Here is a 21945-nt window from a genome sequence, read left to right as displayed (position 1 = left end):
GGCAGCTCCGTTCGGGATGTAGGTTACTTGCGCAGCTTGTGCTGGTGGATGGCGGTCTCGAAGATCGCCAGATAGCGCCGCGCGACGCTGGAGACGCTGAAGCGCTCATGGGCGTCAGCCAGGGCGTTGGCCGAAAGATGATCGAAATCCTGCGGCGCGTCGATGATGTCGGTGGCGTTGCGCACCCAGCTGGCCATGTCGTCGTACTTGCACAGCAGGCCGTTGTAGCCGTGCCGGATCACCTCCGGCACGAAGCAGCGGTCGCTGGCGATGATCTTCTTGCCGCGGAACAGCAGCTCGAACAGGCCCCAGTTGGCCGAGCCGAACTGCAGCGGGTACAGGAACATGTCCATCGCTTCGACATAGCTGGCGAACTCGTCGTAGCCGGCGAACTTGACGTGCTGGAAGCTCGAGCCCTCGCCCAGCGTGATGCCTTCGCGCTGCAGCACGTACTGCATGAAGGATTCCGGCCGCGACTCGGCGGCCGGGAAAGCCTGCTGCAGGAAAGCCTCCTCATAGCTGTAGAGCACCTTGGGCGAGCCGCAGAACACGAAGCGCACCTGCGGCCGGACCTTGAGGATTTCCTTCGCGATCATCACGAACTGCTCGAAGCCCTTGGCCGACGACAGGTCGCGCGCCGAGAAGCCGATGTGGAACACGCCCTCTTCCTTGACGAAGGTGGAGGGCTTGCGTGTGATGTTGAAGCCTTCCATCTGCGGATGGATGCGCTCGTGCAGGCAGCTCGGGAACATCGACTTGGCATAGGCGCTCGGCACGATCACCAGCTCGCTCTTGAGCGCCTGGTGATAGCTCGTCATCTCGAACACCTTGTCGCGGTAGGTGGCGTAGTCCGGCTGCGGGTACTTGGGGTCGTGGCCGTGGTGGCCGAACGACGGGAATTCGATGTAGGTGATGATGGGGATGTCGAACTCGTCGAACAGCTGCAGCGGAAAACCGCCGGAGCCGTGGGCGACGATGAGATCGATGCCGGTCTTCTTCAGCAGTTCGTTCACCGCCTGCTTGATCAGGAAGGAACGCTGCATCCGGGCCTCGAGGTTCTTCGTATAGAAGTAGCTCTTGGGGTTCTCTTCGGCCAGCGCGAACGGCACCAGATTGGGAATCCTGTCCTTGTTGGCGTTGTAGACGCCCGTGGAACACAGGAACCAGGAGTGCGCGAGACCTTCGGCGTTCAGGTGCTCATGCAGGGTCTGGAACTGGCCCAGGCCCTCGTGGACGAACAGAACCCTCATCAAAATCCTCGTGTCGTTCGAAAAAAACACAAGGCGGCGGGCCCGAAGGCCCGCCGCCGCTTACCGAAGCCGCACCTGATTAATCGACGCTCGGCGTGGTGGTGGTCAGCAGCGAGTTGACCGGGTCGGTCTGGAAGCTGGCCAGCGGATCGGTACTGCCGCCGCCACCGCTACCCGAATCACCGCCTTCGATCAGGCTGTCGCTCTGCCCCAGCACGTCGCCCGCCGGCAGCGCATCACCCAGCACCGTCTCGCCCTGCACCGTGCTGGTCGCGGTGTCGGTCACCGTGGCGGTGTCGGTCACGGTATCGGTACCGACCGAAGTCACGGTCTCGGTGAATTGGGTGACCGTGACGGTTTCGGTGAATTGCGTGACGGTCTCGGTCGCCTCGGTGACCGTCTCGGTCATCGTCGCCGCAGTCACGGTCTCGGTGCCGGTGGTCACGGTTTCTGCCAGCGCGGTGCCGCTGACCGTTTCGGTGCCGGTGGTGACCGTTTCGGTCAGCGCCGGAACGGTGACGGTCTCGGTGCCGGTCGTGATCGTCTCGGTCATCGTGGACACTTCGACGGTCTCGGTCCCGATGGTCACGGTCTCGGTCACCGTCGGCACATTGACGGTTTCGGTGCCGGTGGTGACGGTGTCGATCGTCGTCGGCACATCCACAGTCTCGGTGCCGCTGATCACGGTGGCGGTGGTGGTCGGCACATCCACGGTTTCGGTGACCACCGTGAAGGTTTCGATCATCGTCGGCACGTCGATCGTCTGGGTACCCACGGTGACCGTTTCGGTCACGGTCGGCACTTCGACGGTCTGGGTTCCGACGGTCGTGGTCGCGATCGTGGTCGGCACTTCGATCGTGTGGGTGCCCACGGTCACCGTTTCAGTCACGGTCGGCACTTCGACGGTCTGGGTGCCCACCGTCACGGTGTCGGTCATGGTCGGCACTTCGACCGTCTGCGTCCCCACCGTCACGGTGTCGGTGGTGGTGGGCACGGCGACGGTCTGCGTGCCGGTCGTCACCGTTTCGGTGGTGGTCGCCACGGTCACGGTTTCGGTGCCGGCGGTCACCGTCGGGGTCGCCGTGGTGCCGGTCTCGGTCACGGTGACGGTTTCGGTATGGGTGACCTGCAGGGCCACGCCGATCAGCGCGCCGATGCTGAACTTGCCGCCGGTGGCGCTGATTTCGAGCCACTGGTACTGGCCGCCCACGACGAAGTTGCCGTCAGCCGCGACCGAGGCGCCGGTACCGCTGCCGTTCGACGAGCTGGTCCAGGTGAAGTTGGCCGGGCCGTTGATGACGTCGATATTCAGGCTGACGTTGCTCACCGAGGTCGGCTGGCCGTTGGCATCCAGGAAGGTGACGCGCAGCTTCTCACCGTTCTGCATGTGCGGCTGATCGACGCCGAGGTAGCCGTTCTTCTCGTTGATCTGGCCGGTGGTCGAGGTGAAGAGGATGGTGAGGCCGTTCACCGTGACGTAGTAGCTGCCGCCAGGGCCGCCGGCCTTGATCGCCAGACCCTGCGTGCTGAACTCGGTCGAGGTCACCGCGGTGGTTGCGGTGTAGGAGGTCGAGGTGACGGTCGGCGTGGTGGTGGTCACGTTGACCGTCTGGGTGCCGATGGTGACGGTGTCGATGGTGGTCGGCACGGTCACGGTGGCCGTGCCGGTGGTGACGGTTTCGGTGACGGTCGGCACGCCCACGGTCTCGGTGCCCACGGTGGTGGTGGCGACCTGGGTCGGGACCGAGACGGTTTCGGTGCCGATCACGACGGTGGCGGTGGTGGTCGGGACGTCGACCGTTTCGGTGCCCACGGTCACGGTGTCGACCGCGGTCGGGACATCGACGGTTTCGGTGCCAATGAGGACGGTCGCGGTCGTCGTCGGGACATCAACGGTTTCGGTGCCCACGGTGACGGTTTCGATCATCGTCGGCACTTCGACGGTCTGCGTGCCGATCGTGACGGTCTCGGTCGTCGTCGGCACTTCGACGGTCTGCGTGCCCACGGTGACGGTGTCGATCGTGGTCGGCACCAGCACGGTCTGGGTGCCGACGGTGACGGTCTCGGTCAGCGCCGGGACGGTGACGGTTTCGGTGCCGATGGTGACGGTTTCGATCGTGGTCGGCACTTCGACGGTCTGGGTGCCGATGGTGACGGTCTCGGTCGTCGTCGGCACTTCGATGGTCTGGGTGCCGGTGGTGACGGTTTCGATCACGGTCGGCACTTCCACCGTCTGCGTGACGACGGTGACGGTTTCGGTCACCGCGGTGCCGGTCACCGTCTGCGTGACGATGCCGGTCACGGTGTCGGTGATGATGCCGGTGACGGTGCCGGTGACCGGCAGCGTGACGGTTTCGGTGATCGTCACGGTTTCGGTCAGCGTGACCGTGACGGTTTCGGTGACCGGCTCGGTCGGCAGCGTGACCAGCACGGTGGGCGATTCTTCGACGTCGGCCGGCAGGATCAGCGGGATGTCGTCCTGCGCCAGCGCGCTGAACTCGAATTCGAGCGGGGTCACGCCTTCGGCGATGCGCAGCAGGCGGACGAAGTTGTTGCCTTCGCCGCCGCCGCCGCCGCCCAGACCGGCCGCGGGTGCTTCAAGCGCCGCGTCCAGATCGCCGCCCTGGTTGAGGGCCTGGATCACGCGATCGATCTCGCCGCCGGCCAGTTGCGCATCCTGCGCCTGCGGGCGGGTGGTTTCGTCCATGTCGGCGCGAACCGCCACGGTCTGCTTTTCCGGGATGTCGAGACGCGAGCCATCTTCCATCGCCAGTTCGACACGGCCGCCGGCCGCGGTGACGATGGTTTCGCCTTCGCGCAGGACGTCGCCCGCCTTCAGCGCGCGCGTCTTGCCCTCGGCGTCGCGGGCAAACACGTTGCCGGTGACGGCGACTACGGTGGCGACGGGAGTTGCGTTAGCCATTGCAGACCTCAATTCGGGAAGTTCATGGAGCCCGGCGGCAGCCGGACGGGAATTCGTGACGAGTCCATCCTAGGACGCCCGCCCGGGGCGGCCTATTGGACCGAAGGACAGTGGGTGACGGAGGTCACGGCGCGGTGGCCGCCGCGGCCTGGCTGGCGCCGACGCGCAGCACCAGTTGCAGGCGGTCGCGTACGCCGAGCTTTTCGAAGATCGCGCCCAGGTGCGCCTTGACCGTGCGTTCGGTCACGCCCAGCGTGCGCGCAACCTCCTTGTTGGTCATGCCGGCGGCAACCGCCTGGGCCACCTCGGCTTCGCGCGGCGACAGCCCTGCGAGCACGTCGGTACGCATCGCCGGCAGGCGCGGGCGCAGCGCGGTCAGCAGGCGTCCCATCAGCGTCTCGCCCACCCACAACCCGCCGTGCGAGACCACGGTGTCGATCTCCTGCAGCAGCGCCGCGGTGGCCAGCCCGTGCGCATAACCGCGCGCGCCCAGCTCGAGCGCGGCCAGGCCTTCGCTTTCATCCGGCTGCAGCGACAGCACCACCACGATCACCCCGGCCGCGGCCAGGGTGCCGATACGGCTGCGCCAGTCCGGCAACTCGGCGCACAACCAGACGCGGTCGCCGGCAGCGGGCGCGACACCGTCGGCGTTCGCGGCAACGACGGCGTGCGGGAACGCTTCGGTCCACCGGGGTGAGGAAAATCCGTTGCGGGTGAGGAAGAAGTGTCGGCTCATCGTTCGGACAGTGCGTTGGCCTTGGCCCGCAGCACGGGCTTCAGCAGGTAGGAGAGGATGGTCTTCTTGCCGGTCAGGATGTCCACTTCGGCCACCATGCCCGGAATGATCGGCAGGTTTTCACCCAGAGAGGAACGCAGCGTGCGCACCCGCACCACGTAGAAGGCGGAACCCTTTGCATCGACCACGGTGTCGGCGGAAATCTGGTCCACGACCGCCTCCAGGCCGCCGTAGATCGAGAAGTCGTACGCGGAGAACTTGACCAGCGCCGACTGACCCGGGCGCAGGAAGGCGATGTCGCTCGGCTTGACCTGCGCTTCGAGGATCAGCGCGTCGTCGAGCGGCACGATCTCGGCCACTTCCTTGCCCGGCTGGACCACGCCACCCACGGTGTTGACGAGGATGCGCTTGACCGTGCCGCGCATCGGCGCGCGGATTTCGGCGTGCTTGACGCGGTCGGCCAGCATGCGGCTGCCCTGGGTCAGGCTGCCCAGCCGAGCCATGGTGTCCGAAAGCTCGTTGCGCAGCTGGTTGCGCACCGTCAGCTCGATCTCCTGGATCTTGCGCGTGGATTCGGCGATGGCCGACTGGATGCGCGAAATCTGCGCCGCGCTCTGCTCGCGCTCGCCGCGCAAGCGCGACACGTCGCGCTCCAGACGCAGCAGTTCGACCTCGGATACCGCGCCGGAGGCCGCGAGCGGCTTGGTGACCTTGAGTTCCTGCTGCACCAGTTCGTAGGCGCGGGCGGCGTTCTCACTGCGGGCGCGCACCTCGTTGAGTTCCTGCTCGCGCTGGCGCAGCTGGTCGCGCGCGATCGACTGCTGCGCGTCCATCTCGGCGCGGCTAGATTCATACAGCCGGCGCTCGTGGGCGGCGATGTCCGCCGCCTCCTTCTCCAGCTCGGCCGGCACCGAGAACGGCGTCCCCTGGGTCAGCGCCTCGAGCCGCCGGCGCTTGATTTCCAGCGCGAGGAACTCGGCGCGGTTTTCCAGCAGCGAGGACATGAAACGGGTGGGATCGACCTTGAGCAGCAGCTGCCCGGCCTCGACCACCTCGCCCTCGCGCACCGCGATCGACTCCACCACGCCGCCATCGACCGACTGGATGATCTGCAGCTGGCTGGACGGGATCACCTTGCCGTCGCCCTTGGTCACCTCGTCCACATGCGCCACCGCGGCCCAGCCGAGCAGCACCAGCAGCGCGATCGCGCTTACCTTGAGTACCGCGCGCGCGCGCAGCGGCTCCTGCTGCAGGCGCGCCCAGTCGGCGTCGCTCGCCCAGTCCAGGCTGTCGTCGCGCTCCACGCTCGACAGGCGCGCGAGCAGGCCGCCGAAGAGTTTGCCGCCGGTGCCGGAGAAGCGTTCGGTGACCGTGCCGAAGCGCCTGAAGACGTCTTGCCCGAACGCAGCCATCAGCCGACCCTCCCGATGCGACCCTGGCGCAACGCTTCCACCACCTGCGCCTTGGGACCGTCGGCGACGATGCGGCCGCCATCGACCACGATGACGCGATCGACCAGGTCGAGCAGCGAGGTACGGTGGGTGATCACGATCATGGTCTTGTTCTTCGCGTACTCGCCGAGGCGGCGCTTCACGCCCTCCTCGCTGGAGTGGTCCATCGACGCAGTGGGTTCGTCGAGCAGCAGGATGGGCGGATCGTTGATGACCGCGCGCGCGATCGCGACGCCTTGGCGCTGGCCGCCCGAGAGCGATTCGCCGCGCTCGCCGATCAGCATCTCGAACCCCTGCGGGTGGGCATTGACGAAGTCGGCGATGCCGGCCACCTCGGCCGCGCGGATCACGTCGGCGTCCTCGGCCAGCGGCGCGCCCATGGTCAGGTTCTCGCGCAGCGAGCCATAGAACAGCGTGACGTCCTGCTGCACGTAGCCGATATGGCGGCGCAGTTCGGCCGGATCGAGTTGGCGCATGTCGATGCCGTCGATCAGCACCGCGCCCGAGGTCGGGCGGTAGAGGCCGAGGATGAGCTTTTCGAGCGTGGTCTTGCCGGAGCCGACGCGGCCCAGCACGCCGACGCGCTCGCCCGCGCGGATGCGGAACGACACCCCGCGCAGCGCCTCGGTCTGCTGGCCGGGGTAGCGGAAGCCGACGTCGCGGAACTCGATCTCGCCTTCGAAGCTGCCGCGGCTGATGAAGGTGCTGCCCTCGGGGCGCTCCACTTCACGCTGCATCATCTGGTCCAGCGATTCGAGCGCGGTGGAGGCGTTGTGGTACTGGATCAGCAGCCCGGCGACCTGGCCGATCGGCGCCATCGCCCGCGAGGCCAGCATGTAGCACGCGATCAGGCCGCCCATCGACAGTTCGTTGCGGCCGATCAGATAGACGCCGGCGACGATGATGACGACGTTGACCACCTGCTGTACCACCGAGGTGCCGTTGGTGGCGGTGGCCGACAACAGGCGCAACTGGGCCGCCACGCGCGCCAGCAGCGCAGCGCTCTTCTCCCACTTGCGCTGCAGCGGCGCCTCGGCGCCAAGCGCCTTCAGCGTCTCGAGGCCGACCAGGCCTTCGACCAGCGTCGCATTGCGTTGCGCGCCCGCGCGGTAGGTCATCTCCGACAGTTCGTGCATGCGCCCCTGCACGCTCAGCGCGTACAGCAGCACGATGGCGACGCCGATGACGAAAGGCAGCAGCAGCGGCCACGCGATCCAGCCGATCACCACCAGGAAGACCAGCGCGAAGGGCAGGTCGATGAAGGACACCACGGTGGCCGAGCCGATGAAGTCGCGCACCGATTCGAACGCGCGCAGGTTGGCGGCGAAGGAGCCGGCCGAGGGCGGCCGCTCTTCCATGCGCATGCCCAGCACGCGCTCCATGATGTGGGAGGAAATCTTGACGTCGGCCCGATTGCCGGCGAGGTCGATGAAATAACCGCGCAAGGTGCGCAGCACGAGGTCGGCCACCAGCACCACCACCACGCCCACCGCCAGCACCCACAGCGTCTCGGTGGCGTTGTTGGGCACGACGCGGTCGTACACATTCATCGTGAACAGCGGCATGCCGAGCGCGAACACGTTGATCATGAAGGCGGCAAGCAGCACGTCGCGGTAGAGCGAACGGCTTTCGCCGATGACGCCCCAGAACCAGTGATGGCCGCGCTGCTGGCGCACGACCGGCGTGCGGGCGTCGAAATGCTGGCGCGGACGCACGTAGATGGCACGGCCGATGTAGCGCGCGGCAAGGTCGTCGCGGGCAAGCTCGACCACCGCGTCGCCGAGTTCGGGAAACACCACGCGGGCCACGCTGCGGTCCGCATTCCAGCCGGTGAGCACGCAGGCGGAATCCTCGCGCAGCAGCAGCACGGTGGGCGCCAGCGCGTCGTTCAGGCGCTCCAGCGGCAGCGAAACGATGCGGCTGCTCAGGCCCGCGCGCCGCGCGGCACGTTCGAACAGCGAAGGCGGCAGCCCTTCGTCGCCCACCGGCAGGCCGGCCAGCACCGCGTCGCGGGTGACCGCGACGCCATGGGCGCGCGCGACCAGCAGCAGGCAGTCGACCAGGGCGTGATGCGCTCCACTTCCCCGAGCAGCGGCGGCAACCCCGTCCGAGCCCGGTGCATAATCCGATACCAGTCCTTCAGCCACGGCCAGCGATACTCCCGAAGTTCCATGCCGGCCTACTGCGAAGGTCAAAGCAACCAACAGCGAGTCGAATAGCCGAACACCCTAAGCCCAACGTGGGCAACCGGCGCGGATTGTCGCACGGGGTGAAGGCCCGGAGCGTGACGCGTGCCCGCTTTGAAGTGGCTTTTCGGCGCCATCCGACGGACGGTCGAATCGTATGAACGGAGTAGGCGCGCAGGCGCGCCGGGAGAACAGCATGAGCGTCGAACACCGCCACTTTTCGCGCATCCGCTTCCAGACCGGCGCGCACCTGCTGATCGACGGACGGGAGATCGCATGCGAAGTCTGCGACCTGTCGCTGAAAGGCGCGCTGATCGAGGCGCCCGACCCGGCCACGCTGCCGCCACCCGGCGAACGCTGCCTGCTCGAACTGCAGCTGGACAGCGACGCCCTGGTCCGCATGGAAGGCGACGTCGCGCATGTCGAGGGCCGCCGCCTCGGCCTGGTGTGCCGCGAGATCGACCTCGACAGCATCACCCATCTGCGCCGCCTGATCGAGCTGAACCTGGGCGACGCCGCGCTGCTGCAGCGCGAGTTCGGGGCGCTGATCGGCGGCTGATCAGGCACCCGCCGCGCCGCGGGTTGCTAATGCTACAATGTTGCAGTTACAACGGACTGCAACCCGCGTGCGCGCCTCCCATCCCACCGCCAAGCTTTCATCGACAGCCAGCAGCACGGGCGACTCCGCCGCGCGCCGGTTGATCGTCGACCACGGCGGGCGGGTCACCCGCACCCGGGTCGCGGTCATCGAAGCCTTGCAGGGCAGTGCGCACCCCTTGTCGCACGATGAACTCGGCCACGCGCTCGCCGCGCGCGCGGTGCCGCACGACAGGGTGACGCTGTACCGCGCGCTCGACTGGCTGGTCGAACAGGGCATCGCGCGCCGCATCGCCGGCAGCGACCGCGCGTGGCGCTTCGAAATCCGCGCCCGCGGCGCGCATCACCACGCGCATTTCCACTGCGACCGCTGCGGCCAGGTGGTGTGTCTGGAAGACCTGCAACCCAGCCTCGCGGCCGCGCTGCCGGCCGGCTTTCAGCTCGACCGCGCGGAGCTGGTGCTGCACGGCGCCTGCGCCGCCTGCGGCCGCAGCGCCGAAGATGACAACCCGCCCGCGCCCTGAAACGCCGGCAGCCGATACCGCGCCCATGTCCGCCTCCCATCCCCATCCGCACACCCACGCCGCGCCGCACGCTCATGCCCATGTGCCGCGCATCGCAATGCCGCGCAGCGCGCTGCTCGCCGGCTTGGGCGCCCGCATCGCCTGGGCGGCCGGCGCCACCGCGCTGCTGTGGCTGTGCGTCGCCTGGGCGCTGGGGTGAGGCCGGCCATGCACCCGGTCAAGCCCCCGGCCATCCACATCGACAACCTGACGCTGGGCTACGAGCGCCACCCGGCGGTGCATCATCTGTCGGTGGAGATCGCACCGGGCGCGCTGGTCGCCGTGGTCGGCCCCAACGGGGCCGGCAAATCCACGCTACTGAAGGGACTGGCGGGCGAACTGCGCCCGATCGGCGGGCACATCCGCCTGGCCGATGCCGGGCGCGCCGATGTGGCCTACATGCCCCAGCGCAGCGAGATGGATCACAGCTTTCCGCTGTCGGTATTCGAAATGGTGGCAATGGGCCTGTGGCATGAGGTCGGCGCCTTCGGCCGGGTCGGCGCCGCGCATGCACGGCGCATCGAGGCAGCGCTTACCGCGGTGGGCCTGGGCGGCTTCGAGGCCCGCGCGATCGGCTCGCTGTCGGGCGGGCAGTTGCAGCGCGCCCGCTTTGCCCGCCTGATCCTGCAGGATGCCCCACTGATCCTGCTTGACGAGCCCTTTGCCGCAATCGACGCCCGCACCGTGGGCGACCTGGTGCGGCTGATTCTCGACTGGCACGCCCAGGGCCGCACCGTGCTTACGGTGGTGCACGACTACGACCAGGTGCGCCGCCACTTTCCGCATTGCCTGCTGCTGGCGCGCGAACTGGTCGCCTACGGCCCCACGGCCGAGGTGCTGACCGCCGAGCGGCTGGCACGCGCGCGGCGCCTGTCCGAGGCATTCGACGACTACGCCCCGGAATGCCACGTCGAAGAAGCGGCGGAGGCCCGGCGATGAACCTGCTTTCCGTCGTGATCGACTACCTCGTCACGCCGTTCGCCGACTTCGGCTTCATGCGTCGTGCGCTGGCCGGCTGCCTGGCGCTGTCGCTCGGCGCGACGCCGGTGGGCGCCTTCCTGCTGCTGCGGCGCATGAGCCTGATGGGCGATGCGATGAGCCACGCCATCCTGCCCGGCGCGGCGCTCGGCTACCTCGCGTTCGGGCTGTCGCTGGGGGCGATGACGGTCGGCGGCATCGTCGCCGGGCTGGTGGTGGTGTTCGCGGCCGGCGCGGTCACCCGCGCCTCGGTGCTGAAGGAGGACGCCAGCCTTGCCGCGTTCTACCTGCTGTCGCTCGCGGCCGGCGTGATGATCGTGTCGCTGCGCGGGCGCAACCTCGATCTGCTGCATGTGCTGTTCGGCTCGGTGCTCGCGCTTGACGACCGCTCGCTGGTGTTGATCGCCAGCATCGCCAGCGCCACCGCGTTCGGCCTCGCGCTGCTGTTCCGCCCGCTGGTGCTGGAATGCCTCGACCCCGCCTTCCTGCGTGCGGTCGGACGCTGGTCGCCGGTGGCGCACTACGGGTTCCTGGTGCTGGTGGTGCTCAATCTCGTCGCCGGCTTCCATGCGCTCGGCACCCTGATGGCGGTGGGCATCATGATCCTGCCGGCGGCAGCCGCGCGGCTGTGGGCGCGGCGGCTGTCCGCCATGCTGGCGCTCGCGGTGGCGATCGCCTTCGGCAGCTCGGTGGGCGGCCTGTTGCTGTCCTTCCATGCCGACGTGCCAGCCGGGCCGGCCATCGTGCTGCTCTGCGGGCTGGCCTATTTCGCCTCGCTGCTGGCGGCGCCCGGCGGCCTGCTCGCCGGCCGGCTGCCGGTCCGCCGCCACCTGGAATCCTGACCATGCTGCCCGCCTTCGTCGCCCGCCCGCTGCGCGCACTGCTGCTCTGCATCGTCGCCGCCCCGGCCGCGGCGCTCGCCGCCCCGCTTGAAGTGGTGACGAGCTTCAGCATCCTGGCCGATTTCGTGCGCCAGGTCGGCGGCGAGCGGGTGTCCGTCCATGCCCTGGTGGGCGAGGACGGCGACACCCACGCCTTCCAGCCGCGCCCGTCCGACGCCCGGCGGGTCGGCAGCGCCGCGCTGGTGGTGGCAAACGGGCTGGGCTTTGACGATTGGGTCGCGCGTCTGGCGCGCTCGGCGGGCTACCGGGGTGAAGTGGTGTTGGCCGCGCAAGGCGTGGCGACGCTGGAGATGAACGATCACGCGCACGACGACGGCAAGGGCCCCGACCAGCACGCGGTGGACCCGCACGCGTGGCAGGACACGCGCAATGCGGAACGCTACGTGGACAACATCGCCGAGGCGCTGGCCCGCACCGACCCGGCCGGCGCCGCGATCTATCGTGCCAATGCGGCGCGCTATCGCGCCCAGCTACGCGAACTGGACGCCGAACTACGCGCGCTGGTGGCCACCCTGCCCGCCACGCGGCGCAAGGTCGTCAGCTCGCACGACGCCTTCGGCTACCTGGCGCACGCCTACGGGCTGCGCTTTCTCGCGCCGGTCGGCGTATCCAACAATGCCGAGCCGACAGCGCAAGGCGTGGCGCGGCTGATCCGCCAGTTGAAGGCCGAACAGGTGCCTGCGGTGTTCCTGGAGAACATTGCCGACCCGCGCCTGATCGAACGCATCCGCAGCGAAAGCGGGGCCCGGGTGGGCGGCACGCTGTATTCGGATGCGCTGTCGGCCGCGGGTGGCCCCGCGCCCGACTACCTCGCCCTGATGCGGCACAACGTGCGCACGCTGGTGGCGGCGCTTGCCGCCCCGGCGCGCTGACCCGTTCTCAGCAGAAACGTAGCAGGCGATCGGCCTGCGACGGAAAGCTGGCGCGCAGTTGCTCGCGCAGCCGGCCGGCCAGCCCGGAGCACCGCGCGATGTCCGCAGCGCCGAGGCTCTGCGAAAAGGCCGCCAGCGCGTCGCGCAGCACCCCGCCGAGATCAGCGTCCTGCAGGGTTTCACGCAAGGTGGCACGGAAGTCGCCGTAGGCCACGCAGGCCGCCGGGCAATCGCCTTCCTGCATGCACTGCACCACCACCGACAGCCGGTCCTCGGCATTCAGCGTCTTCTCAGCACAGGGAGCATTCGCAAGCATTGTCGGATTCCTCACGAAAATTTCGTACCTGGGTACCTAAAAGCATTTTCCAGGCCATGCCCGAACGCAGATTTGATCTGGCGCAACAGGCCCGAAGATCGGCCACCCCGGTTCAGGCCAGTGCGCGCTGCAGCAACTCGGCCACATGCACGGGGCGGCGGCCGGCGCCGTCGCGGATCTGATGGCGACACGAAAATCCGTCCGCCACCACCGGGGCCTCCGGCTCGGCGGCGCGCACCGCCGGCAGCAGTGCCGCCTCCGCCAGCTTGCGGGAAACCGCCTGGTTGCGGGCCTGCAGGCCGAAGCTGCCGGCCATGCCACAGCAGCCACTGTCGATCATCCCGAACGAAAAGCCGGGAATCAGCCCGAGGACCGTGCTGACCGCCGGCATCGCGCCGTAGGCCTTCTGGTGGCAATGGCCGTGCACAAGCGCCGGCGGCAGAACCAGCGGCTTCAGTGCGAGGCGCAGCCGGCCGGCGGCGTGCTCGCGCGCGAGGAACTCCTCGAACAGGAAGACCTGCCCGGCAAGCCGTCCCACGTCCGGTCCCAGCCCCAGGCTGAAGTACTCGTCCTTGAGCATGAACAGGCACGACGGCTCCAGCCCGACGACGGGGATGCGGGCCGCGAGCGCCGGCGCCAACGCGGCCATCATGCGACGGGCCTCGGCACGCGCGTCGTCCACCAGCCCGAACGAGAGCTTGGAACGGCCGCAGCACAGCGGGCGGGTCGGGTTGGCGTCATCCGCCGCCGGCGCAAGCACCGTCACCCGGTAACCCGCGGCGCGCAGTACCGCGAGCGCGGCCTCGGCCACGCCGGGCTCGAAATGGCGGCAGAAGCTATCGACCAGCAGCGCAACCTGCGGCCCCTCGGCAGGAACCGAAGCGGGGGATGCATCCTTGAAGGGACGCGAGGCGGGCGCCGGCAGGCGGCGCTCGCGTGCGATGCCCCACCAGCGCTCGCCGAGCGCCGCAAGCGGGGCGACCCGGTTTCGCAGCGCGACCAGCCAGCGCAACGCGGGATAGGCCGCGAGGTGGTCGGTGAAGGACGCCAGCAGGCGCGCCTGCGCGGGCACGCCCTCGCGCGCGTTACGCTGGGCGAGGTACTCGGCGCGCAGCAGGGCCATATCCACCCCGTTCGGGCACTCGCGCTTGCAGCCCTTGCAGGACAGGCACAGCGCCATGGCCTCCGCGAGTCGCGGATCGCTGAAATCCACGGCGTCGTCCGCGCCGGCGAGCGCGGCATTGAGCGCTTCGATCCGCCCGCGGGTGGAATGGAGTGGATCTTCCGTGGCGCGAAAGCTGGGACACATCACGCCGGGACTGTCGGTGCGCAGGCAGGCGCGATTGCCGGTGCACAGCGCCACCGCCTTGCCGAAAGCGCCGCCCGCCACGGGCGCCGCCGCTGCGCCGAACGCGTCGCCGCCGAATGAGCCGGCACCGAAAGGATCGGCACCGAAGGGGTCGCCCATGCCAGTGTTGTCGTAGGCGGACCAGTCGAGTTTGGTTTCCATGCATAACCTCCGCGAGCATTCAAGCAAGCCGGAGGCCAACTCGAATGGACGCGGAGGAGGCCCGCATGGGCGATTGCACCGCGAACGGCTGTCGGGTTTACGACAATGTCGCCCCGCTGTCAGGCGCGGGCCGGTACCAGTTCGGATTGGCTTCGCGGTAGACGCGCAGCCATTGCAGGGTGTCGGTAGTGAATTCGCGCGCGGCGGTCCACAGCGCAAGCGGGCCAACGCGATCGGCGGCGAGGTCTTCGCCCAGCGCGAGCCAGCGCGCCCAATCCATTTCTGGCAGGGCGGCGCGCGCTTCGTCGGGCAGCGCTGCGGCGATCGCTGCCATGCGCCGCAGCCGCTTGATGGTTTCGCCGCGGGTCAGCCGGCTGCGCGCCAGGCCCTCGGCATCGACCTCTTCGGTCAGGGTAAGGATGTCGGCGGCGAGCGCCTCGAGCTGGTCATGCGGGGTGTCGTTCATGGCGGCGGAGCAATGCACGGCCGGAGCGGCCGCATCCCGGACCAGCAAGCATCACGCCAGCGGGATCAACTGAAGATGCTGTAGAGCATCTTCACGCACAGCAGGATCAGCACGCCGGCGAAGATCTTCTTCAGGGTGGCCACCGGCAGGCGGTGCGCCAGGGCCGCGCCCACCGGCGCGGTGAAATAGCTCACGCCGCTGACCAGCACCAGCGCCGGCAGGTAGACGAAGCCGAGCGACAGCGGCGGCAGGCCGGCTTCGCCCCAGCCGTTGATCAGGTAGCCCAGCGTACCCGCAAGCGCGATCGGCAGCCCGATCGCCGCGGAGGTGCCGATCGCGTGCTGGACCTTGACGTTGCACCAGGTCATGAACGGCACCGACAGCGAACCGCCGCCGATCGCCACCAAGGCCGACACGCCGCCGATGCCGAGCCCGGCAGCACCGAGTCCGAGCGTGCCTGGCAGCTCGCGCGAGGGCTTGGGTTTGACGTTGATCAGCATCTGCGTGGAGACGTAGGCCATGAACACCGCGAAGAAGATCGCCAGCGGCACCGTATCGGCATGCGCCGCAATGAAGGTGCCACCAAAGGTACCGAGCAGGATGCCGGGGGTGATGCCGCGCACCACCTCCCAGCGCACCGCGCCGTGCCGGTGATGGGTGCGCAGGCTGGAGATCGAGGTCAGCACGATCGCCGCCATCGAGGTGCCGAGCGCAAGGTGCACCACCTGGGCGAGCGGGAAACCCTGGGCGATGAAAAGCGTCGTCAGCATCGGCACCATGATGCCGCCGCCGCCGATGCCGAGCAGCCCGGCAAAGAAGCCGACCACCGCGCCCAGCAGCGGATAGGCGAGCCACCACAGATCAAATGCCATCGTTGTCCAGCCCCATCAGTTCGCGGGTGATGAAGCGCCACTCGGCCGGATCCACGGGCGTGATCGACAGCCGGTTGGCGCGCGCAAGGACGCGCATGTTGGCGAGTTCGGTATGGCTGCGCAACTCCGCCAGCGGCACCAGCCGCGTCTTGCGCACGAACTGGACGTCCACATTCAGCCAGCGCGGCGCTTCGGGCGTGGACTTCGGGTCGTGATACGGACTGGCGGGGTCGAACTGGGTCGCGTCCGGGTAGGCCGGGCTCGATACGCGGGCAATTCCGGCGATGCCGGGCTGCGGGCAGCTCGAATGGTAGAAGAACACCGCGTCGCCGACCTGCATCTGGTCGCGCATCAGGTTGCGCGCCTGATAGTTGCGTACGCCGTACCAGGGCACGGTGCCGCCGGGACGACGGGCGAGGTCGTCGATCGAACAATCGTCGGGCTCGGACTTCATCAGCCAGTAGCGCATGGCAGGTCCATCGAAGTGAACAGGCGCCGCAAAAAAACGCGGCGCGGGGCAGGAGGCAGCGCAGATGCGCGATCCCCGGTGAACGCAAAAGGCACGGCTTGCGCCGTGCCTTTGCTGTTTGGCCCCCCGCCTGTGCCGTCTCCGCCGGGCATCCTGAACCTAGGGTTCAGGGAGGTCGCGTCCCTTCCGCATCAGGCTCACCCGGCTAGGGGCATGCACACCAGCGGTGTCTATGGTCGGCAACCTAGTCTCTCGACATTGGTTCAAGGAATCTACGGCTTCAACGAACACTGCAGGGGATTGATCATCGCGTGCCACAACACCGGACAGCGCTCTCCAACCCATTGAGTCAGAAGAGTTTTTCTTGCTGTGCCAGCACCCCGTCGAGGCGCGCTTTCATGAGTTCGATTCTACGCTTCGCGGCCGGCATGTCAAACCCGTTGCCGCGCTGGAACTGCAGAAATTCGTGCGCGATATTGAGTGCCGTCATGATCGCGAGGCGCTCTCCGGAGGAATGCGTTTTTTCGGCCAACTCGACGAGCTTGCCATCGACGAAGGCCGCCGCGGCGAGCAGCGCATCGCGATTTTCGGGGGCGCAGGAAACCCGGTATTCCTTGCCGAGCAGCGTGATGTCGAGCGCGTCCATTGGGGTCCTCAGGCTTCCGGCAGTTGTTCGAGCACGGCTTCGATCTTGCTCGTGGCGTAGCTCACCTTGTCCGCCAGCGCGCGGTTGTCGGATTCGAGCTTCACCACCCGCGCGCGCAGGTCGCGGTTCTCGGCCTTGAGGCCGGTGTACAGACTGATGAGCTGTTCCAGCTGCGCTTCGAGATGGGTGAGGTCGGCGTCCATGGTCTCGATGGTAGAGGGGGCCGCGCGAGGCGGTCAATTGATGGGGGAGACGGGGCGGCGGCCTTGATCGCCGCCCCCGCTTCGTTCAGCGCTGGACCTGGGTAATGTCGCGCACCGCCCCGGTGTCGGCCGAGGTGGTGAGCGCAGCATAGGCCTGCAGCGCGGCCGAAACGACGCGCTCGCGGTTTGCCGGTTTCCAGGCCGCTGCGCCTTTGGCCTCCATCGCGGCGCGGCGGCGGGCAAGTTCTTCATCGGACACCGCCAGCGCGATGCGGCGGTTGGGGATGTCGATCTCGATCGTGTCGCCGTCTTCCACCAGCGCGATCGCGCCGCCCATCGCGGCCTCCGGCGAAGCGTGGCCGATCGACAGGCCCGAAGTGCCGCCGGAGAAGCGGCCATCGGTCAGCAGCGCACATTCCTTGCCGAGGCCGCGGCTCTTCAGGTACGAGGTGGGGTACAGCATCTCCTGCATGCCGGGGCCGCCCTTGGGGCCCTCGTAGCGGATCACGACCACGTCGCCCGCCTGCACCTGCTCGCCCAGGATGCCTTCGACAGCGTCTTCCTGGCTTTCGTACACCCGCGCCTTGCCGGTGAACTGCCAGATCGACTCATCCACGCCGGCGGTCTTCACGATGCAGCCCTTTTCGGCGATGTTGCCGTACAGCACCGCGAGGCCGCCGTCCTGGCTGAAGGCGTTGGCCTTGTTGCGGATCACGCCCTTGGCGCGGTCCATGTCGAGTTCGCTCCAGCGCCGGTTCTGGCTGAAGGCCACCTGGGTCGGCACGCCGCCCGGGGCGGCGAGGAAGAAATCGAACACCGCCTTGTCGTGCGCCTGCATGATGTCCCAGCGGCCCAACGCTTCGCCCAGCGTCTTGCTGTGCACCGTGGGCACATCCCGGTTGAGCAGGCCGGCGCGGTCGAGTTCGCCGAGGATGCTCATGATCCCGCCGGCGCGGTGCACGTCCTCGATATGCACGTCCGGCACCGCCGGCGCCACCTTGCACAGGCAGGGCACGTGGCGCGAGATGCGATCGATGTCCTTCATCGTGAAGTCCACCCCTGCCTCCTTGGCGGCGGCGAGCAGGTGCAGCACGGTGTTGGTGGACCCGCCCATCGCCACGTCCAGGCTGATCGCGTTCTCGAACGCGGCGAAGCTGGCGATGGCGCGCGGCAGCACCGTGGCGTCGTCCTTCTCGTAGTAGCGCTTGGCGAGATCGACGATGCGGCGGCCGGCCTCGCGGAACAGCTTTTCGCGGTCGGCATGGGTGGCCAGCGTGGTGCCATTGCCGGGCAGCGACAGGCCCAGCGCTTCGGTCAGGCAGTTCATCGAGTTGGCGGTGAACATGCCGGAGCAGGACCCACAGGTGGGACAGGCGGAGCGTTCGATCGCGTCGACTTCCTCGTCCGAACAGTTCTTGTCCGCGGCCTTGACCATCGCATCGACGAGGTCGAGCGGGATGATCTTGGCTTCCCATTTCACCTTGCCGGCCTCCATCGGCCCGCCGGAGACGAAGATGGTGGGAATGTTGAGGCGCAGCGCGGCCATCAGCATGCCCGGGGTGATCTTGTCGCAGTTGGAGATGCACACCAGCGCGTCCGCGGTGTGCGCGTTCACCATGTATTCGACGCTGTCGGCGATGAGGTCGCGCGAGGGCAGCGAATACAGCATGCCGCCGTGGCCCATGGCGATGCCGTCATCGACCGCGATGGTGTTGAATTCCTTCGCGACGCCGCCGGCGGCTTCGATCTCGCGCGCGACAAGCTGGCCGAGGTCCTTCAGGTGCACATGACCCGGCACGAACTGGGTGAAGCTGTTGGCGATCGCGATGATCGGCTTTTCGAAGTCGCCGTCCTTCATGCCGGTGGCGCGCCACAGGGCGCGGGCACCTGCCATGTTGCGGCCGGCGGTGGAGGTGCGGGAACGGTATTGGGGCATTGCGGGACTCCGGGCGAACTGCGGTAGACCGTCGATTCTACCCGCCGCGGCGGCGATGCGTCAGGCCCTCAGGCGGTGCAGACCTCCGCCAGATAGTGATCGATGTCCACGTCATCGATCTGGGCGGGATCAAGGAAGCGCTGCGCGTAGCGCAGATAGACGCCCGAACGCAGGAAGAGCGCAAACACGTCCGGGTCCACATGGCGCTGGCGCGCCAGCCGGGCAAGGATCGCGATCGCCTCGGACAGCGGCTTGGCCTTCTTGTAGGGGCGATCGGCGGCCGTCAGCGCCTCGAAGATGTCGGCGACCGCCATGATCCGCGCCGGGATCGACAGCTCCTCCTGCGCCAGCCCCTTCGGGTAGCCGGAACCGGTCAGTGTTTCATGGTGCGTGCCGGCGTATTCGGGGACGCGCGCGAGCTGCCGCGGCAACGGCAGCGCATCGAGCATGATGATGGTCTGCATGATGTGCTCGTTGATCTTGAAGCGCTCCTCCTCGGTCAGCGTGCCGCGGGTCACGCTCAGGTTGTACAGCTCACCGAAGTTGTAGAGGTTCTCGGGCACACGCACGCGAAACCCGTAGCGCGGATCGAAACGTTGTGCGGCCGGCCGCGGCACCACCTGCCAGGGGTGGTCGGCGAGCAGCGTCTCGACCGCCGGCAGCCCTGCCGCGGGCAGGTCGGCGCGCCGCCGCAGTTCGTCCTGCGACAGGCCGAGCCGGTCGTCGAAATGGCGCAGCCAGGTCTGGCCGCCGATGTCGCGCAGACGCGCCTGGTGGCCCTGCTCCATCGCCTCGCCGCCGATGTTGCACTCTGCAACGAAGCGGAATTCGTCCTGCAGCCGCGCCTTGCGCGCGGCGAACGCGGTATTAGCGGCCTCGGCATCCTCGCCTTGCAGCAGGCGCTGCAGACGCTCGATCTCGGCGTCGCGCAGCAGCACTTCGAAGCGGGTGCGGACTTCATGGATGCGGTTGTAGATCGTCTCCAGCTTGGTGGCCTTGTCGACCACGTATTCCGGCGTGGTGACCTTGCCGCAGTCGTGCAGCCACGCACCGATGCGGAACTCGCGCCACTCCTCCTCGCTGTCGAAGCGAAAGGCGGCCAGCGGTCCGCTGTCGGCCTCGCACGCGGCCTCGGCCAGCATCACCGCGAGTTCGGGTACCCGCTCGCAGTGGCCGCCGGTGTAGGGGCTCTTGGCGTCGATCGCGCCCGCTACCAGGCGCACCAGCGCGTCCATCAGCTTCTGCTGCGAGTCGAGCAGGTTGTGGTTATCGAGCGCGACCGCCGACTGCGACGCCAGCGCCTCGACGTACGGCACCAGCTGGGCCGGGAACGCGACAGGCGCGCCGGTCTCGGGGTCGGTGGCATTGAGGAACTGCAGCACGCCGATGACCTCGCCACCGCTGCTGGTCATCGGCACCGTCAGCATCGACACGGTGCGATAGCCGGTAGCGCTGTCCATGCCGCGCGCGCCGCTGACGTCGAAGCGGGTTTCGGTCGCAGTGTCGTCGATCCGCACGGTCTGGCGGTGCAGCGCCACCCACACCGCGACGAAGTGCTCATTGGGTGCGCCGGTGTGCGGGTCGTGCAGCGGAATCTCCATCTGCGGCAGCGGGTCGTTGCGGCTGCGCAGCGCGAAACGCAGGCTGCCTTCCGGCGTGACCATCAGCAGCGACGCGGCGTCGGCGTTGCACAGGCGCTTGCCGACGCCGAGGATGTGGGCGAGCAGGCGCTCGTGGTCGCGTTCCGCGGACAGCCGCAACCCGTTGTCGACGAGGCTTTCCAGCTTGTCGAGCGCCTCGTTGAGCGCGCGGGTACGGGCCTGGATCGACGCCTTCATGGTGCGGTGCGCCTCACTCAGGGTGTCGATCTCGTAGAACATCGAGCGCACCTCGACCGCCCCGGAAAAATCCATCTGCATCACGCGTTCGGAATCGCGTGCGAGCAGGCCCAGTGTGCGCGACGCATGACGCGCGGCAAAGAACGCGATCGGCAGCGAGATGCACAGCACCAGCGCCGACACCCGCACCAGGTCGTCGCGGGCACGTTCGATGGCACCGGCAAAGGCATCCACCGGCGCAAACGCGACCACCTGGAAGGTCGTATCCGCCGCCACCGTGACTTCCTGGCCGGCGAACACGAAATCGCGCCCGAGCACCGCGGTCACGCTGCCGCTGGCCGGCGGCAGGCCGTCGGCGCGCAGGGTGCCGAGGAAGGGATCGTCGGCACTGGTGAGCGGCTGCAAGGTGGGCGGCCTGGACGCTCCGAGGCCGTCGCTGGCGTGATAGAGCAACAAGCGCTGCGCGCCGTCCAGCACGGCCACGCCGCCGGGCCACTCGCCCAGCGAGGCGCCAACGAAGGCAGCGAGCTCCCCGAGCGCGAGATCGGCGCCGAACACGCCCTGCCCGCCCGCAAGCGCCTGCGACAGGGTGACCCCGAGTTCGCCCGAGGACTGGAACACATAGGGATCGGTGGCCTGCAGCCCGGCACGCTGCATCGCCGCGCTGTACCAGGGGCGCGACTGCGGCAGATACACCGCGTCGGCGCTGCGCCGCCCGAGTTCGTGCGCGGCCTCGTCGTAGAAGCGCCAGGTCTCCACCCGGCGCGCGCCGTCTGCGGTGATGGAGCGCAGCGCAAACCACGTCGAAGCCGGCGCCGAGAGCGCGGCGATCACGCCGGCGTTGCCCCGGACGCCGACCAGTTGCAGGAAGGCGCCGTCGTCGAAACCGACGTAGAAACCATACACCTGGGGATTGACGCGCAATTCGGCGAACAGCCCCGCGAGCGGCGCATCGGCGTCGAGGCGGCTCAGCGCGGCGCGATAGGCGGGCGCCTCGAAGGCGGCGTGGGCGCCCACCACACGGCCGGCGCGCGCCAGGGTTTCCTGCAGCTTCAGCGCATTGCGGTCGGCGACCTGCGCAAACACCGCGCGCGCATGCTCACGCGCCATTTCCTCGAAGCGGTGCAGCACGCTGAGCAGGAACACGCTCATCAGCGCGATCACCAGCACCACCAGCAATGCAGTGGCTACGTAGTGGAAACGAACCCGCAAACCCCGCCATGCCGGCATC

20 protein-coding genes and 1 other RNA gene are annotated in these 21945 nt (G+C 68.3%); 6 read left to right on the top strand and 15 right to left on the bottom strand.

Annotation, left to right across the window (positions count from 1 at the left end; translation table 11 throughout):
• Positions 1–23: 23 nt before the first annotated feature.
• The 5 genes from dqs_RS03535 to dqs_RS03515 form a co-directional block, all read right to left on the bottom strand.
• Positions 24–1250, bottom strand: coding sequence for a glycosyltransferase (locus dqs_RS03535; RefSeq protein ID WP_011764385.1), 1227 nt, complete (start codon positions 1248–1250; stop codon positions 24–26).
• 79 nt (positions 1251–1329) lie between these two features.
• Complete coding sequence (locus dqs_RS03530; RefSeq protein WP_065339688.1) at positions 1330–4173, bottom strand: retention module-containing protein; 2844 nt, start codon at positions 4171–4173, stop codon at positions 1330–1332.
• Positions 4174–4297: 124 nt separating this feature from the next.
• Positions 4298–4909, bottom strand: coding sequence for a response regulator transcription factor (locus tag dqs_RS03525; RefSeq protein WP_065339687.1), 612 nt, complete (start codon positions 4907–4909; stop codon positions 4298–4300).
• A complete protein-coding gene (locus tag dqs_RS03520; RefSeq protein WP_065339686.1) occupies positions 4906–6321 on the bottom strand; it encodes an HlyD family type I secretion periplasmic adaptor subunit in 1416 nt (471 codons plus the stop codon). The genes dqs_RS03525 and dqs_RS03520 overlap by 4 nt, the downstream gene beginning before the upstream one ends.
• On the bottom strand, positions 6321–8507 hold the full coding sequence (locus tag dqs_RS03515) for a type I secretion system permease/ATPase (RefSeq protein WP_065339685.1): 2187 nt from the start codon (positions 8505–8507) through the stop codon (positions 6321–6323). Before dqs_RS03515 ends, dqs_RS03520 begins: the two co-directional genes overlap by 1 nt.
• A 235-nt stretch (positions 8508–8742) precedes the next feature.
• On the opposite strand from dqs_RS03515, the gene dqs_RS03510 reads away from it, so the two are divergent.
• From dqs_RS03510 to dqs_RS03490, 6 genes are read left to right on the top strand one after another with little or no spacing between them, the layout of a single operon-like run.
• Positions 8743–9105: a PilZ domain-containing protein gene (locus dqs_RS03510; protein WP_065339684.1), complete on the top strand. Its 363-nt coding sequence runs from the start codon at positions 8743–8745 to the stop codon at positions 9103–9105.
• 37 nt (positions 9106–9142) lie between these two features.
• Positions 9143–9667: a Fur family transcriptional regulator gene (locus tag dqs_RS03505; protein WP_236778729.1), complete on the top strand. Its 525-nt coding sequence runs from the start codon at positions 9143–9145 to the stop codon at positions 9665–9667.
• Positions 9668–9692: 25 nt separating this feature from the next.
• Positions 9693–9866, top strand: coding sequence for a hypothetical protein (locus dqs_RS20655; RefSeq protein WP_157108139.1), 174 nt, complete (start codon positions 9693–9695; stop codon positions 9864–9866).
• A gap of 8 nt (positions 9867–9874) precedes the next feature.
• The gene (locus tag dqs_RS03500) at positions 9875–10645 is read left to right on the top strand and encodes a metal ABC transporter ATP-binding protein (protein WP_065339682.1); all 771 of its coding nucleotides are present in this window, start codon (positions 9875–9877) and stop codon (positions 10643–10645) included.
• Positions 10642–11526, top strand: a complete 885-nt coding sequence (locus dqs_RS03495; protein WP_011764376.1) for a metal ABC transporter permease — start codon at positions 10642–10644, stop codon at positions 11524–11526. Before dqs_RS03500 ends, dqs_RS03495 begins: the two co-directional genes overlap by 4 nt.
• Positions 11527–11528: 2 nt before the next feature.
• The gene (locus tag dqs_RS03490) at positions 11529–12458 is read left to right on the top strand and encodes a metal ABC transporter solute-binding protein, Zn/Mn family (RefSeq protein WP_065339681.1); all 930 of its coding nucleotides are present in this window, start codon (positions 11529–11531) and stop codon (positions 12456–12458) included.
• A 7-nt stretch (positions 12459–12465) separates the two neighbouring features.
• Here dqs_RS03490 and dqs_RS03485 read toward each other — a convergent pair whose 3' ends face one another.
• The 10 genes from dqs_RS03485 to dqs_RS21005 all read right to left on the bottom strand — a co-directional run bounded on the left by dqs_RS03485 (position 12466) and on the right by dqs_RS21005 (position 21944).
• Positions 12466–12774, bottom strand: coding sequence for a hypothetical protein (locus dqs_RS03485; RefSeq protein ID WP_011764374.1), 309 nt, complete (start codon positions 12772–12774; stop codon positions 12466–12468).
• A gap of 112 nt (positions 12775–12886) precedes the next feature.
• Positions 12887–14284, bottom strand: coding sequence for a (Fe-S)-binding protein (locus dqs_RS03480; RefSeq protein WP_065339680.1), 1398 nt, complete (start codon positions 14282–14284; stop codon positions 12887–12889).
• A gap of 97 nt (positions 14285–14381) precedes the next feature.
• The gene (locus dqs_RS03475; protein ID WP_011764372.1) at positions 14382–14750 is read right to left on the bottom strand and encodes a hypothetical protein; all 369 of its coding nucleotides are present in this window, start codon (positions 14748–14750) and stop codon (positions 14382–14384) included.
• 65 nt (positions 14751–14815) lie between these two features.
• Complete coding sequence (locus dqs_RS03470; RefSeq protein ID WP_011764371.1) at positions 14816–15622, bottom strand: sulfite exporter TauE/SafE family protein; 807 nt, start codon at positions 15620–15622, stop codon at positions 14816–14818.
• Complete coding sequence (locus dqs_RS03465) at positions 15612–16091, bottom strand: EVE domain-containing protein (protein ID WP_065339679.1); 480 nt, start codon at positions 16089–16091, stop codon at positions 15612–15614. The genes dqs_RS03470 and dqs_RS03465 overlap by 11 nt, the downstream gene beginning before the upstream one ends.
• 119 nt (positions 16092–16210) lie before the next feature.
• Positions 16211–16393: non-coding RNA, 6S RNA (gene ssrS / locus dqs_RS21330), on the bottom strand.
• Positions 16394–16440: 47 nt separating this feature from the next.
• Positions 16441–16737: a cell division protein ZapA gene (locus dqs_RS03460; RefSeq protein WP_011764369.1), complete on the bottom strand. Its 297-nt coding sequence runs from the start codon at positions 16735–16737 to the stop codon at positions 16441–16443.
• Between the two features lie 8 nt (positions 16738–16745).
• Positions 16746–16940: a hypothetical protein gene (locus dqs_RS03455; protein WP_011764368.1), complete on the bottom strand. Its 195-nt coding sequence runs from the start codon at positions 16938–16940 to the stop codon at positions 16746–16748.
• An 85-nt stretch (positions 16941–17025) separates the two neighbouring features.
• On the bottom strand, positions 17026–18876 hold the full coding sequence (ilvD, locus tag dqs_RS03450) for a dihydroxy-acid dehydratase (protein ID WP_065339678.1): 1851 nt from the start codon (positions 18874–18876) through the stop codon (positions 17026–17028).
• Between the two features lie 68 nt (positions 18877–18944).
• Positions 18945–21944, bottom strand: coding sequence for an HD domain-containing phosphohydrolase (locus tag dqs_RS21005; protein ID WP_065339677.1), 3000 nt, complete (start codon positions 21942–21944; stop codon positions 18945–18947).
• Position 21945: the final 1 nt, after the last annotated feature.

This window comes from Azoarcus olearius (assembly GCF_001682385.1).
In the GTDB taxonomy this organism is placed as follows: Bacteria; Pseudomonadota; Gammaproteobacteria; order Burkholderiales; family Rhodocyclaceae; genus Azoarcus; species Azoarcus olearius.
Note: the sequence above shows the minus strand (reverse complement) of the source record. Positions and strands in the feature narration are given on the sequence as shown.

What these genes read in the sequence shown, in the direction of transcription:
- dqs_RS03465 (WP_065339679.1), bottom strand. Translation starts at nt 16,091, where the DNA reads ATGCGCTACTGGCTGATGAAGTCCGAGCCCGACGATTGTTCGATCGAC.
- dqs_RS20655 (WP_157108139.1), top strand. Translation starts at nt 9,693, where the DNA reads ATGTCCGCCTCCCATCCCCATCCGCACACCCACGCCGCGCCGCACGCT.
- dqs_RS03495 (WP_011764376.1), top strand. Translation starts at nt 10,642, where the DNA reads ATGAACCTGCTTTCCGTCGTGATCGACTACCTCGTCACGCCGTTCGCC.
- dqs_RS03460 (WP_011764369.1), bottom strand. Translation starts at nt 16,737, where the DNA reads ATGGACGCGCTCGACATCACGCTGCTCGGCAAGGAATACCGGGTTTCC.
- ilvD (WP_065339678.1), bottom strand. Translation starts at nt 18,876, where the DNA reads ATGCCCCAATACCGTTCCCGCACCTCCACCGCCGGCCGCAACATGGCA.
- dqs_RS03500 (WP_065339682.1), top strand. Translation starts at nt 9,875, where the DNA reads ATGCACCCGGTCAAGCCCCCGGCCATCCACATCGACAACCTGACGCTG.
- dqs_RS03470 (WP_011764371.1), bottom strand. Translation starts at nt 15,622, where the DNA reads ATGGCATTTGATCTGTGGTGGCTCGCCTATCCGCTGCTGGGCGCGGTG.
- dqs_RS03475 (WP_011764372.1), bottom strand. Translation starts at nt 14,750, where the DNA reads ATGAACGACACCCCGCATGACCAGCTCGAGGCGCTCGCCGCCGACATC.
- dqs_RS03520 (WP_065339686.1), bottom strand. Translation starts at nt 6,321, where the DNA reads ATGGCTGCGTTCGGGCAAGACGTCTTCAGGCGCTTCGGCACGGTCACC.
- dqs_RS03490 (WP_065339681.1), top strand. Translation starts at nt 11,529, where the DNA reads ATGCTGCCCGCCTTCGTCGCCCGCCCGCTGCGCGCACTGCTGCTCTGC.
- dqs_RS03535 (WP_011764385.1), bottom strand. Translation starts at nt 1,250, where the DNA reads ATGAGGGTTCTGTTCGTCCACGAGGGCCTGGGCCAGTTCCAGACCCTG.
- dqs_RS03505 (WP_236778729.1), top strand. Translation starts at nt 9,143, where the DNA reads ATGTTGCAGTTACAACGGACTGCAACCCGCGTGCGCGCCTCCCATCCC.
- dqs_RS03525 (WP_065339687.1), bottom strand. Translation starts at nt 4,909, where the DNA reads ATGAGCCGACACTTCTTCCTCACCCGCAACGGATTTTCCTCACCCCGG.
- dqs_RS03510 (WP_065339684.1), top strand. Translation starts at nt 8,743, where the DNA reads ATGAGCGTCGAACACCGCCACTTTTCGCGCATCCGCTTCCAGACCGGC.
- dqs_RS03455 (WP_011764368.1), bottom strand. Translation starts at nt 16,940, where the DNA reads ATGGACGCCGACCTCACCCATCTCGAAGCGCAGCTGGAACAGCTCATC.
- dqs_RS03485 (WP_011764374.1), bottom strand. Translation starts at nt 12,774, where the DNA reads ATGCTTGCGAATGCTCCCTGTGCTGAGAAGACGCTGAATGCCGAGGAC.
- dqs_RS03530 (WP_065339688.1), bottom strand. Translation starts at nt 4,173, where the DNA reads ATGGCTAACGCAACTCCCGTCGCCACCGTAGTCGCCGTCACCGGCAAC.
- dqs_RS03480 (WP_065339680.1), bottom strand. Translation starts at nt 14,284, where the DNA reads ATGGAAACCAAACTCGACTGGTCCGCCTACGACAACACTGGCATGGGC.
- dqs_RS21005 (WP_065339677.1), bottom strand. Translation starts at nt 21,944, where the DNA reads ATGCCGGCATGGCGGGGTTTGCGGGTTCGTTTCCACTACGTAGCCACT.